The organism is Pengzhenrongella sp. (assembly GCF_036565025.1).
In the GTDB taxonomy this organism is placed as follows: domain Bacteria; phylum Actinomycetota; class Actinomycetes; order Actinomycetales; family Cellulomonadaceae; genus Pengzhenrongella.
This window is the reverse complement of record NZ_DATCNW010000450.1, coordinates 1-12244: the sequence shown is the minus strand read 5'-3', so window position 1 is coordinate 12244 and position 12244 is coordinate 1. Positions and strand designations below refer to the sequence as shown.

The following is a 12244-nucleotide window of genomic DNA, read 5'->3' as shown; positions in this document are numbered from 1 at the left end:
GTCGAGGGGATCGTCCTGTCCGAGCCGGTCGACGAGGGCGCGGGCTCGATCGTGGCCTGCCCGGTGCCGGTGCTGAGCATCGGGCGGATGCCGGGCCTGACCGGGCCGGACGTGCTGATCGGGGGTGCGGACGGCGCCCTCGCGGGGCGGGCCGCGACCGAGCACCTGCTGGGTCTCGGGCACCGGACCGTCTGGCACGTGGCGGGCCCGCAGCGATGGTGGTCGGCGGTGGATCGGGCGAAGGGCTGGAGCGAGGCGCTGAGCGCGGCCGGCGCCGAGCCTCCCCCCGTCCTTTCCGGGGACTGGTCGCCGTCGAGCGGGTTCGAGGCTGGTCGGGTCCTGGCGCGGACCGCGGGCGTGACGGCCGTCTTCGTCGCCAACGACGACATGGCGATCGGCGTGATCCACGCCCTGAACCGCGCGGGCCGGAGCGTCCCGGAGCACGTCAGCGTCGTGGGCTTCGACGACATCCCGGCCGCGCAGTACTTCGCGCCGCCCCTGACGACGGTGCGGGAGTCCTTCGAAGCCCTCGCGGCTGCGGGCCTCGAGCTGTTGGTGCGACGCATCGAGGGCAAGCCCGGCGAGGGGTGTCCGAGCAGCGGCGCGGTCGTCGTCGTGCGGGAGTCCACCGGGCCACCGCCCCCGGGCTGAGCCGCGCAGATCAGGCGGCACGAGGAGGTTTCTGCGGGGGAGGGTTCCCGCCGCGGAGCAACAGGGCGAGGACCGGACGGCCCGGTTCCCGCAGGCGCATCGGACGGCGACGTGGACGTCGCCAGGAGGAGAAGACATGAACACCTTGAGGGCACGTCCGCGACGAACAGCCCGGTGGCTCGCCGCCGGCGTGGCGGCGACCATGCTCCTGGCGGCGTGCAGCGCCGGCGGCGGCGGCGGGTCCCCCGCGGCGTCGGCCTCGGCGGCGGCGGTCAGCCAGGCCGACATCGACAAGGCGATGAAGACGCCCACCAACCTCACCTTCTGGACCTGGGTCCCCGGTATCGAGAAGGAGGTGGCGCTGTTCGAGAAGGCGTATCCCGCGATCAAGGTCAAGGTCGTCAACGCCGGCCAGGGGGAGCCGCAGTACACCAAGCTGCGCACCGCGCTCTCGGCCGGGACCGGAGCGCCCGACGTCGTCCAGATCGAGTTCCAGTACATCCCGACCTTCACGGTCACCGACTCCCTGCTCGACCTGCGCCCGTTCGGCGCGGGGGAGCTCAAGGACCAGTTCGTCGACTGGACCTGGGGTCAGGTGACCGGTGACAACGGGGAGGTCTGGGCGATCCCGCAGGACAGCGGCCCGATGGGAATGCTGTACCGCACGGACATCCTGGCCAAGTACAAGATCACGCCGCCGACGACGTGGGAGGAGTTCGCCAACGCTGCGCGCGCGCTGCACCAGGGCGACCCGAAGGCGTACCTCACCAACCTGGCCTCGAACCAGAACGGCGTCTGGATGGGCCTGCTCTGGGCGGCCGGCGCGAAGCCGTTCAGCAGCACCGGCAAGGGCCACGTCACGATCAACGTCAACGACAAGGTCTCCCAGCGGGTCGCCGACTACTGGGGCCCGCTGGTCAACGACGGCGTGGTCTCCACCGACCCCGACTTCACCGACTCCTGGTACCAGGGGCTGAACAGCGGCAAGTACGCCACCTGGCTGACGGCTGCGTGGGCACCGGTGTTCCTGACCAGCAGTGCGGCGAGCACCAGCGGCAAGTGGCGTGCGGCCCCCCTACCGCAGGAGAAGGCCGGCGGCACCCAGAAGTCGGGCAACTGGGGCGGCTCGACGTCGGCCGTGGTCAAGTCGACCAAGAACCCCATCGCCTCGGCGAAGTTCGCCGAGTTCATCAACACCGACCCCGCGTCGGCGAAGATGCTGTCGACCTCGCAGTTCCTGTTCCCGCCGACCACCGCGATGCTGACGGACCCCGCCATCGTCGAGGAGAAGCCGGCGTTCTACGGCGGCCAGCAGGTCAACCAGGTGTTCGCGGACATCAGCAAGACGGTCGACACCGACTTCCAGTGGCCGCCGTTCCTCGACCAGGCGGTCAACGACTGGGACGAGACGGTCGGCAAGGCCCTCGCGGACAAGACCGACCTCAAGGCTGCCCTGGACGAGTGGCAGAACCGGCTGATCACCTACGCCGAGAACCAGGGATTCACGGTCGACAAGCCATGACCCCGGCGGGTGCTCCGGGTCCCAGCCGGCCAGGAGCACCCGCACCACCCCGCGGTGCCACCCGGTCACCGCGTCCACCGCAGCGAGAGGCAAGGACTGTGACCACCACCGCTGAGAAACCACCGCGCATCGGCTCGCCCCGGCCGACGACGCTCCGAAGCTCCGGCGTGGCCGGGCGTCGGGCCAGTACGGGCTACCTGTTCATCGCCCCGTTCCTGCTCGTGTTCCTCGCGATGCTGGTCATCCCACTGCTCTACGCGGCCTACATCAGCCTGTTCAGGTCGCAGCTGATCGGCGGCACGGTGTTCGCCGGCCTGGACAACTACACCAGGGCGCTGGCCGATCCACGCCTGCTCGAGGGCGTCGGGCGGGTCGCCCGCTTCTTCGCCTTCCAGGTGCCGGTCATGCTGGTGCTGGCGCTGCTCTTCGCGCTGGCCCTGGACAGCGGCCTGCTGCGGTTCTCGAAGGTGTTCCGGCTTGGCATCTACCTGCCGTACGCCGTGCCGAGCGTCCTGGCGGCCCTGATGTGGGGCTACCTGTACGGCAAGGACTTCGGGCCGTTCGCCCAGTTCGCGGACCTGCTGAACCTGCCGGCGCCCCGCTTCATCTCCAACTCCTGGATGCTCGCGTCGCTCGCCAACATCGTGACCTGGCTGTTCACGGGCTACAACATGATCATCCTGTACGCGGCGCTGCGCTCCATCCCCGAGGAGCTCTACGAGGCGGCGGCGGTCGACGGCGCCGGGCAGTGGCGCATCGCCTGGAGCATCAAGATCCCCGCGATCCGTTCCGCGATCATGCTGTGCGTCATCTTCTCGGTCATCGGGTCGTTCCAGCTCTTCGCGGAACCCAAGCTGCTGCAGACGTTGGCGCCGAGCGTCATCGACAGCGCCTACACCCCCAACCTCTACGCCTACACGCTGGCGTTCACCGGACAAGAGGTCAACTACGCCGCGGCCGTGTCCTTCCTGCTCGGCGCGACCATCGTGATCGCCTCCTACCTCGTCATGTTCGTCACCAACCGAAGGAGCCGGCCGTGACCACCCTCGCGCGCGTCACCGACGACGCGCAGCTCTCGCCCGTGGCCGCCGGCCGCCGGACGACGCTGTCGAAGCGGCGCAGCAACCTGCTGACCCTGGGCATGCTCGCCGCGCTCGTGTACTTCCTGCTGCCGCTCTTCTGGCTCTTCGTCGCGTCGACCAAGACCGTGGGCGAGCTGTTCTCCTCGTTCGGCCTGTGGTTCTCCGGCGACTTCTCGCTGTTCTCGAACATCGCGGCGACCTTCACCACCAACGACGGCGTGTACGGCAGGTGGCTGCTCAACACCGTGCTGTACGCCGGTGTCAGCGCCGGGCTCGCCGCCCTGCTGGCCGCGCTCGGCGGGTACGGCTTCGCGAAGTTCGCGTTCCGCGGGAACAGCAAGCTGTTCAACATCGTGCTCGGCTCGATCATGGTGCCGATGACGGCGCTGGCCATCCCCACCTACCTGGTGTTCAGCAAGGTCGGCATCGTCAACACCCCCTGGGCGATCATCCTGCCGTCACTGGTCAGCCCGTTCGGGCTGTACCTGATGAAGATCTACGCCGAGGACGGCGTCCCGGACAGCATCATCGAGGCGGCGCGCATCGACGGCGCCGGCGAGGTACGGATCTTCTTCCAGGTCGCGCTGCGGATGCTGGCGCCCGGCTTCGTGACCGTGCTGCTGTTCACCCTGGTGGCGACCTGGAACAACTACTTCCTGCCGCTGATCATGCTCAACGACCCGAACCTGTATCCGATCACCGTGGGGCTGGCGTCCTGGTACGCCCAGTCCGCCGGCGGCGGCAGCGGCTCGTCCGGGCAGCTCCTGCCCATGGTGATCACCGGCTCGATGCTGTCGGTCATCCCCCTGATCGCCGCGTTCCTGCTGCTCTCCAAGTACTGGCAGACCGGCCTCACCGCGGGAGGGGTCAAGCAATGAGCACTCGCCCATGGGAGGACCGGGTGCTCTTCGGTGCCGCGTACTACCACGAGTACCAGCCCTACGAGCGGCTAAAGACCGACCTGGATCTCATGGCCGAGGCGGGGTTCTCCGTCATCCGCGTCGGGGAGTCGGTGTGGTCGACCTGGGAGCCCGAGAACGGCCGGTTCGACCTCGACTGGCTCGAGCCGGTGCTCGACGGCGCCCACGAGCGGGGGATCGGGGTGCTCCTCGGCACCCCGACGTATGCGGTCCCGCCGTGGCTCGCCCGGCTGTACCCGGAGATCGCCGGTGAGCGCAAGACCGGGCAGCGCATCGGCTGGGGGGCACGCCAGGAGGTCGACTTCACCCATCCGGCGTTCCGGTTCCACGCCGAGCGGGTGGTCCGCAAGGTCGTCGACCGGTACGCCGGCCACCCGGGGGTCCTCGGCTACCAGGTGGACAACGAGCCCGGCATGCAGCTGTTCCACAACACCGGCGTGTTCCAGCGGTTCGTCGACCACCTGCGCCACACCTACGGCGACCCCGAGACGCTCAACCGGGAGTGGGGCCTGGTCTACTGGTCGCACCGGATCTCGACCTGGGCCGACCTGTGGACCCCGGACGGGAACGCCCAGCCGCAGTACGACCTCGCGTGGCGCCGGTTCCAGGCGCGCCAGACCCACGAGTTCATCGGCTGGCAGGCCGACATCGTGCGGGAGTACGCCCGCCCGGACCAGTTCGTCACCACGTGCCTGTCCTACAACCGCCCGGCGCAGGCCGACGACGACCTGATGTCCCGCCTCGACGTGACCGCCGGCAATCCGTACTACACGATGCAGGACGGCCTGGAGATGCCCGCGATCGCCCACGCGCCGCAGGGGTGGACCACCCATGGGACCTGGGGCTTGTACCTGAGCGCCGACCGGATGTTCTCCTCCCGGCAGGAGCGGTTCCTGGTCACCGAGACCGACGCGCAGTCCATCGGCATGCCGTGGACCAACAAGCCGGCCTACGACGGCCAGTGGCGCCAGGCGGCCTGGGCGCTGGTGGCCCGCGGCGCGAGCATGGTCGAGTACTGGCACTGGCACACGCTGCACTTCGGCGCCGAGACGTACTGGGGCGGGGTGCTGCCGCACAGTGGGCGTCCCGGGCGGGCCTACCGCGAGATCGCGCGCATCGGCGCCGAGCTCCGGGCCGCCGGAAGCCTGGTTGCGGGGGCGACGCCGGACGCCGACGTGACCATGCTCTACTCCTCGCCGAGCAAGTGGTCGCTCGAGGAGGCCCCGCAGCTGTCGCACCAGGACGGGAGCCCGGACCACACGTCCTACGAAGGCATCTTCGACCCGTTCTACCGGGGTGCGTTCGAGGCGGGCCTCCAGGTGCGCATCGCACACGTCAGCCAGCTGGTGGACGGCGAGCTGAGCGTCGCGGACGCCGCCCGGCAGCACCCCGTGCTCGTCGTCCCCGGGCTCTACATCGCCCGTGACGCGACGCTGGACTGGCTGGTCTCCTACGCCCACGCGGGCGGGCATCTCGTCGTCGGCCCGCGTACCGGCTACGGCGACGACGAGGCCCGGGCGCGGACCGAGGTGATGCCGGCGCGCCTCGCCGCGGCCGCGGGCGTCTGGTACGACGAGTTCGCGACGCTGACCGATCCGCTCGCGGTGGTCGCGCCGGACGGGTCGCCGCTCGCGCTCGAGCCCGGTTCGACCGGGACCCGGTGGGCGGACGGCCTGAACGTCGACGGCGCCCAGGTGCTGCTGGCCTACGACCACCCGCACTACGGGCAGTGGGCGGCGGCCACCACGCGGGTGCACGGTGCCGGCCGGATCACCCAGGTGGGCACGGTGCCCGACCCCGCCCTCGCCCGTGCCCTGATGGCCTGGCTCGTGCCCGACGCGGGCGACGCCTGGCGCCCGACCCACCTGAGCCTGACGTCGACGTCCGCGCGCGCGCCCGACGGGCGCCGGATCCGGTTCTGGCACAACTGGTCCTGGGAGACCGTCGTGGTCCCGCTGCCCGCTGCCGTCCAGGACGTGCTGAGCGGGATCTCCTACGCGCAGGGCACGCGGCTGGCGCTGGGCCCGTGGGACGTGCGCGTGCTGGTCGAGACGCAGGCGCCGCATGGCGGATGACAGGATCCCGGTCCACGCGGCAGGGGTCGCGGCCGTGCCACGGGACGCCGCCGAGGGTGATTGCGCGCGGTCCGGTTCCGCTCGGGGTGGAACATGAGTCCCGCCGGGTATTCCGGAACCCCGCAGGCGCGCAAGCTCGGGATCAAGCCCGGGCAGCGGGTGGCGCTCGATGCTCCTCCCGAGGGGTGGGCATTGACCGGCCCATTGCCCGAGCTCGCGGCCGGGGACCACACCGAATCGGCCGACCTGATCGTCGCCTTCTTCACCACGGCGCAGGATCTGGTGGCCCGGCTGCCGCACCTGGCTGAGCGCATCTATCCGGCAGGAATACTCTGGATCGCCTGGCCGCGGCGCGCGGCCGGGCACGTCAGCGACCTTACCGATGTCATTGTGCGAGCGCGGGTTCTCGAGCTCGGTCTGGTGGATACCAAGATCGCGGCGATAGACGACGACTGGTCGGGCCAGAAAGCCGTCTGGCGGGTCATCAACCGGACGACGCCGTCGCCCCCGCCGCGAAACGCACGGTTTCTTGTGGACGTCCCGGTGCCTCGACGGCGGCAACCGCCGGATCCCCGCTCACGGTAGGCAGCAGGCCGGCCGAAGCCCATCGGCGGGCGACGGCAGGGCGATGATCTCGCCCCGAGGCCGCAGGTCGCCGCCCGCAGGTCGGCTCGAAGCTCAGCCGGTGCGCCGCGCGGTGCCACCGGCGATGTGGCCCGAACACCGGTCGAGGAAATTGCTGCCGGAAATCACCACAAATGACCACTCGATTGCGCACACCGGCACGCCCTCGGTGAGTTTCGCGCGACCTCGCGCGGGCCGGTGCCGCATACCACGACATGGCTGCTCCCGCCCGTCGGCGGGCGCGCGAACGACTCGTCCCCGCGGCCGACGTCCGCGGATGCACCGGGTGCCACCGAGGAATACGTCACCTGGCGCTCGCTCGAGCTCATGTCTGGCGGGGTCGACTCCCACGGCGGCAGACGGTGGCCCCCGAGCGCAGTTCGGGTCGGCAGGACCCAGCCGGGCGTGCGACAGTTGAGACGTCGTCGGCACAGTTCTGTGCGCCAGTCACTACTGGCGCCCGTCAGCGATGCACTGGTCGCACCTGCGGCCACAGAAGGGGGCGCTGTGACCGACGAGACAAGACTTGATGCTGCCACAGCATTGGCCGCACGAGCCGAGCTGGGGTCAATCCTGCTCGAGACCGCGAGCATCGAGGACTACCTCGAAGAGTTCGCGCAGCACGCGCCCGATCACATCGGGGCGGGCACCCATTGCGGGATCACGCTGCGGCATCGAGGGCACGACCGGCGGGCGGCGAGCAGCGATGCCCGCACCGCGCGGTGCGACGACGTCGAGGTGGCGTCGGGCTCCGGCCCGTGCATCACGTCGCTGGACGAGCAACGCACCGTCGTCGGGGCCGAGGTCTGGGAGGACGAGCGCTGGGTCGAGTGGCGCGCGGCCGCCGTCCGTGCGGGCTTCCGCTCCGCAGCCGCGCTGTCCGCGAGCGCCGGGCCGGACGCCTCGATCGCGCTGAACCTCTACTCCGAGGATGAGGAGCCCTGGGACGAGGAGCGCCTGGTGCGGGCGGCCATCTTCACCCAGCAGGTCGCCCGGGTGATGGCCCTGTGCATCCGCATCTCCGAGCAGACGGTGATCAACGGCGACCTGACGGCCGCGATGGCCTCCCGGTCGACGATCGACGATCGACCAGGCCATCGGGATCATCATGGCGCAGAACCGGTGCTCGTCCGAGGAGGCGTTCGCGATCCTGCGCAGCGCCTCGAGCCACCGCAACGTCAAGCTGCGCGCGGTCGCGGGCGCCGTCGTGCAGGGCATCACCGGGGCGACGCCGTCCATCGGCCAGTTCCGGCCCCGCGCGGAGAGCTGACCCGGCCGGGCTGAGCCAGCCGGCCGACCTCGCCCGCTTCACCTGCACAATCACCGCCGCTTGTCGCGCGGATGGGCGTCCTGGTGGTGATACTGAGCCCGAAGGAATCGGGTGTCGCCACAGGTGCGGCGCCCGTCAGGCTCGGAGCATGGGGTGACTCGTGGAGTTGCGGCTCGTGGCTCAACCCTCCTCGGCGAGGGTGGGGCGGCACTGGGTGATGCGCGTCGTGCGCGCGACCGGTGTGCCGTCCCATGCCTGGGACCTCATCGAGCTGTTGACGGGGGAGCTGCTCGCGAACGCGGTGGTGCACGGTCCGGACCGGGGTGACATCCGGGTGCGGACCTGGTTCGCGGATCACGTCGTGAACGTCGCGGTGAGCGACGAGAGCGCCACGCGTCCGGTGGTCCGCAGCGCCCCACCGACCGCGTCCAGCGGTCGCGGCATGATGCTGATCGACACGTTGTCCAGCGCGTGGGGCGTGGACGACCGCGGGGCGGATGGCAAGACCGTGTGGTTCAGCCTCGACGTGGGGGCGGTGTGAGCCGACCGGTGGGCGGGAGCGCCGCCAGGGCGTCCCGGACCCAGCGCACGGCGTCGTCGTCGTCCTGACCGAGGTCGCGGGCCCGGCGCGCATACTCCGCCGCGGCGGCGAAGGCGGCGCGCTCGGTGGCGTCGCCGGAGGTCTCCACGAAGGTGCCCGCCCGCCCCCGCGTCTGCACGACGCCGGCCTGCTCGAGCTCGCGGAAGGCGCGCGCCACGGTGTTGGGTGCCAGGCCCAGGTCCTCGGCCAGGCGGCGCACCGTCGGCAGCCGCATCCCCGGCGCGAGCGCGCCTGACCGGACAGCCTCGACGACCTGCACGCGGATCTGCTCATACGGCGGAACCGAAGAGTCCGGGTCGAGGGTGATCATTCACCCCAACCTACTCGGGTGAAACCTCCGCCGAGAGTGGAGTAACCGCCCAGGAAACGCCGTGCGAAGGGGCGGTTACTCCACTCTCGGCGGGACCTCTTATTGGCCTTGGGTCTTGCTCGCGTGGGAGCGTGTGGACATGGAAGTTGTGATCGCCGCCCCGGACGTGCTTGCCAGACTCGCAGCGGAGGCGATCGAGCAGCTGCTCCGCGGCCGTCCCGACACCGTGCTCGGCCTCGCCACCGGCTCGAGCCCGCTCGCCGTGTACGACGAGCTCGTGCGCCGCCACCTCGAGGACGGCCTCTCCTTCGCCGAGGCCTCGGCCTACAACCTCGACGAGTACGTGGGCCTGCCGGCGGACCACCCGCAGCGGTACCGCAACGTGATCGAGCACGACTTCACGGGCCGGGTCGACTTCGCCCCGGGCGCCGTGCACGGGCCGGACGGCCTCGCCGAGGACCTGCCCGCGGCGTGCGTCGCGTACGAGGCCGAGATGGCCGCCGCGGGCGGCGTCGACCTGCAGATCATGGGGATCGGCACCGACGGGCACATCGCGTTCAACGAGCCCGGCTCCTCGCTCGCGTCGCGGACCCGCATCAAGACCCTCACCGACCAGACCCGGGCCGACAACGCGCGCTTCTTCGACGGCGACGTAAAGCAGGTGCCGCAGCACTGCCTGACCCAGGGGCTCGGCACCGTCATGGAGGCGCGGCACATCGTGCTCGTCGCGACCGGACGGGCCAAGGCCGACGCCGTGCACCAGCTCGTCGAGGGCCCGGTGAGCGCGATGTGGCCGGCGACGATCCTGCAGCACCACCCCCACGTCAGCGTGCTCATCGACAACGCCGCCGCGAGCCGGCTCCAGCTGGCCGACTACTTCCGCAGCACGTACGCGGCGAAGCCGGACTGGCAGGGTCTGTGACCCTGCGCGCTCGTCGAGGCGCCGCAACGGCGTCGTTAGACTCGTGAACATGAGTGAGCCGCTACCCCCCAACACCGGACCCGACGACCCGTTCGGCGAGGAGCCGGGGGGCGGCGGCGGCACGTCGACCAGCGTCCTGGAGCGCGAGGAGACCAAGGAACAGGTCGAGCCGGGGGACCACGAACGCTTCGCGCACTACGTGCGCAAGGAGAAGATCCTCGGCTCCGCGCTGAGCGGCAAGCCCGTGATCGCGCTGTGCGGCAAGGTCTGGGTTCCCGGCCGCGACCCGAACAAGTTCCCGGTCTGCCCGATCTGCAAGGAGATCTACGACGGCCTGCGCAAGCCGCAGGACGGCGGCTCCGGCTCCGGCGGTTCCGACTCCTCCGGCGGAAAGTGAGCTCCGCGCACCGCCCGAGCTCACGGCCCAGCACAGCCGCTTCGTCTGCGGCGGCCTCCCACCTCTCGCCCGCCTTTCCCGGGCGCGCGCCGTGGGGGACTGCCCAGAGCTTGCGCGCCTGGCAGGCGGAGGCTCTCGCGGAGTACCGCGCGCGCGCGCCGAGGGACTTCCTGGCCGTCGCCACGCCGGGCGCGGGCAAGACGACGTTCGCGCTGCGGATCGCGACCGAGCTGCTGCAGGCAGGCATTGTGCGCCGGGTCACGGTGGTCGCCCCGACCGAGCACCTCAAGAAGCAGTGGGCCGACGCGGCCCTGCGGGTCGGGGTGAACCTCGACCCCAACTTCCGCAACGCGCAGGGCCAGCACGGCGCGCACTTCGACGGCGTCGCGGTCACCTACGCCCAGGTCGCCATGAAGCCCGCGCTGCACGCCGCGCGGACCTCGGCCGCACCGACGCTGGTGATCCTGGACGAGGTCCACCACGGCGGTGACGCGCTGTCCTGGGGGGACGGCATCCGGGAGGCGTTCGAGGGCGCGACCCGGCGACTGTCGTTGACCGGCACGCCGTTCCGGTCCGACACCGCGGCGATCCCGTTCGTCACCTATCAGCGCGACGAGCACGGCATCCGGCGCAGCGCCGCCGACTACAGCTACAAGTACGGCGACGCGTTGCGCGACCACGTGGTGCGCCCGGTGATCTTCCTCACCTACTCGGGGCAGATGCGCTGGCGCACCAAGGCGGGCGACGAGGTCAGCGCGCGGCTCGGCGACGCCCTGACGAAGGACATGACCGCGCAGGCGTGGCGGACCGCGCTCGACCCGAACGGTGAGTGGATCCCGGCGGTGCTCGCCGCGGCCGACCGCCGCCTCACCGAGGTCCGGCGCACCGTGCCCGACGCCGGCGCGATGATCATCGCCACCGACCAGGCGGACGCGCGGGCCTACGCCGGGCACCTGGCCCGGCTGACCGGGAAGTCACCGACGGTCGTGCTGTCCGACGACAGCTCTTCCGACAACGGGGCCTCGGCCGCGATCGACGAGTTCTCGGCCGGCGACTCGCGGTGGCTGGTCGCGGTGCGCATGGTGACCGAGGGGGTCGACCTGCCGCGCCTCGCGGTGGGCGTGTACGCGACCTCGACGGCGACCCCGTTGTTCTTCGCCCAGGCGGTCGGCCGGTTCGTGCGGGCCAGGCGACGCGGTGAGACCGCGTCGCTCTTCCTGCCGAGCGTCCCGCAGCTGCTCGCGCTCGCGAACAGCATCGAGCTCGAGCGCGACCATGCCCTGGACCGGCCGCTGACCGCGGAGGAGCAGGGCGAGGAGTACAACCCGGAGGACGCGCTGATGGCGGCGGCGAACGCCCCGGAGAAGGGCTCGGACTCCGTGGGCCCCGACGGGAAGCAGGGCGCGTTCCAGGCGCTCGAGGCGCAAGCCTCCTTCGACCGGGTGCTGTTCGACGGCGGCGAGTTCGGTACCGGCGCCGACGTCGGGTCGCCCGAGGAGCTCGACTTCCTCGGCCTGCCGGGCCTGCTCGACGCGGATCAGGTCACGGCGCTGCTCACCCAGCGTCAGGCCGAGCAGCAGACCAAGCGCAAGGGGCGGTCGAGCGCCGAGGAGGTGCGCTCCCAGGCCGATCACCGCAAGCTCACCGAGCTGCGCAAGGAGCTCTCCGCCCTGGTCTCGGCCTGGGCCCGCAAGTCGGGTCAGCCGCACGGCTCGGTGCACACCGAGCTTCGGCGGCGCGGCGGCGGACCGGAGGTGCCGCTCGCGAGCGTCGAACAGCTCGAGCAGCGGGTCGCGCTGGTGCGGGACTGGTTCGTCGGCAAGCGCTAACCCCCCCGCGTCGCCCCCCTCCCCCCGTCGCCCCTCCCGCC

Annotated in this window: 12 protein-coding genes; 11 read left to right on the top strand and 1 reads right to left on the bottom strand. The window is 71.1% G+C overall.

Annotated features, from left to right (window positions below):
- The 8 genes from VIM26_RS25445 to VIM26_RS25410 all read left to right on the top strand — a co-directional run.
- Nucleotides 1-651: substrate-binding domain-containing protein (locus VIM26_RS25445; protein ID WP_331956126.1), on the top strand; the 651-nt coding region annotated here is incomplete at its 5' end.
- A gap of 136 nt (nucleotides 652-787) precedes the next feature.
- Entirely contained in the window at nucleotides 788-2173 is a 1386-nt protein-coding gene (locus VIM26_RS25440) for a sugar ABC transporter substrate-binding protein (protein ID WP_331956125.1), read from the top strand.
- A 98-nt stretch (nucleotides 2174-2271) separates the two neighbouring features.
- A complete protein-coding gene (locus VIM26_RS25435) occupies nucleotides 2272-3213 on the top strand; it encodes a sugar ABC transporter permease (RefSeq protein WP_331956124.1) in 942 nt (313 codons plus the stop codon).
- Nucleotides 3214-3314: 101 nt separating this feature from the next.
- On the top strand, nucleotides 3315-4133 hold the full coding sequence (locus tag VIM26_RS25430; RefSeq protein ID WP_414696584.1) for a carbohydrate ABC transporter permease: 819 nt from the start codon (nucleotides 3315-3317) through the stop codon (nucleotides 4131-4133).
- Nucleotides 4130-6250, top strand: coding sequence for a beta-galactosidase (locus tag VIM26_RS25425; RefSeq protein ID WP_331956122.1), 2121 nt, complete (start codon nucleotides 4130-4132; stop codon nucleotides 6248-6250). Before VIM26_RS25430 ends, VIM26_RS25425 begins: the two co-directional genes overlap by 4 nt.
- A 93-nt stretch (nucleotides 6251-6343) precedes the next feature.
- Nucleotides 6344-6835 carry a DUF3052 domain-containing protein gene (locus tag VIM26_RS25420; RefSeq protein ID WP_331956121.1) on the top strand — a complete coding sequence of 164 codons (492 nt, stop codon included), beginning with the start codon at nucleotides 6344-6346 and terminating at the stop codon, nucleotides 6833-6835.
- A gap of 546 nt (nucleotides 6836-7381) precedes the next feature.
- Nucleotides 7382-8158 carry a hypothetical protein gene (locus tag VIM26_RS27280; RefSeq protein ID WP_331956120.1) on the top strand — a complete coding sequence of 259 codons (777 nt, stop codon included), beginning with the start codon at nucleotides 7382-7384 and terminating at the stop codon, nucleotides 8156-8158.
- A 161-nt stretch (nucleotides 8159-8319) separates the two neighbouring features.
- Entirely contained in the window at nucleotides 8320-8685 is a 366-nt protein-coding gene (locus VIM26_RS25410) for an ATP-binding protein (RefSeq protein WP_331956119.1), read from the top strand.
- Here the strand turns inward: VIM26_RS25410 and VIM26_RS25405 are convergent.
- Nucleotides 8660-9055: a GntR family transcriptional regulator gene (locus tag VIM26_RS25405; RefSeq protein ID WP_331956118.1), complete on the bottom strand. Its 396-nt coding sequence runs from the start codon at nucleotides 9053-9055 to the stop codon at nucleotides 8660-8662. The genes VIM26_RS25410 and VIM26_RS25405 overlap by 26 nt on opposite strands.
- 139 nt (nucleotides 9056-9194) lie before the next feature.
- Here VIM26_RS25405 and nagB point away from each other — a divergent pair, with 139 nt between their 5' ends.
- Genes nagB through VIM26_RS25390 form a run of 3 tightly spaced genes read left to right on the top strand, consistent with a single transcriptional unit; the run spans nucleotide 9195 to nucleotide 12203 of the window.
- Entirely contained in the window at nucleotides 9195-9977 is a 783-nt protein-coding gene (gene nagB / locus VIM26_RS25400; RefSeq protein ID WP_331956117.1) for a glucosamine-6-phosphate deaminase, read from the top strand.
- A gap of 49 nt (nucleotides 9978-10026) precedes the next feature.
- Complete coding sequence (locus VIM26_RS25395) at nucleotides 10027-10374, top strand: DUF3039 domain-containing protein (protein ID WP_331956116.1); 348 nt, start codon at nucleotides 10027-10029, stop codon at nucleotides 10372-10374.
- Nucleotides 10371-12203, top strand: a complete 1833-nt coding sequence (locus VIM26_RS25390; protein ID WP_331956115.1) for a DEAD/DEAH box helicase — start codon at nucleotides 10371-10373, stop codon at nucleotides 12201-12203. Before VIM26_RS25395 ends, VIM26_RS25390 begins: the two co-directional genes overlap by 4 nt.
- Nucleotides 12204-12244: the final 41 nt, after the last annotated feature.

Coding starts and splice junctions, on each gene's coding strand:
- VIM26_RS25425 (WP_331956122.1), top strand. CDS start 4,130: ATGAGCACTCGCCCATGGGAGGACCGGGTGCTCTTCGGTGCCGCGTAC.
- VIM26_RS25395 (WP_331956116.1), top strand. CDS start 10,027: ATGAGTGAGCCGCTACCCCCCAACACCGGACCCGACGACCCGTTCGGC.
- VIM26_RS25430 (WP_414696584.1), top strand. CDS start 3,315: ATGCTCGCCGCGCTCGTGTACTTCCTGCTGCCGCTCTTCTGGCTCTTC.
- VIM26_RS25420 (WP_331956121.1), top strand. CDS start 6,344: ATGAGTCCCGCCGGGTATTCCGGAACCCCGCAGGCGCGCAAGCTCGGG.
- nagB (WP_331956117.1), top strand. CDS start 9,195: ATGGAAGTTGTGATCGCCGCCCCGGACGTGCTTGCCAGACTCGCAGCG.
- VIM26_RS25440 (WP_331956125.1), top strand. CDS start 788: ATGAACACCTTGAGGGCACGTCCGCGACGAACAGCCCGGTGGCTCGCC.
- VIM26_RS25405 (WP_331956118.1), bottom strand. CDS start 9,055: ATGATCACCCTCGACCCGGACTCTTCGGTTCCGCCGTATGAGCAGATC.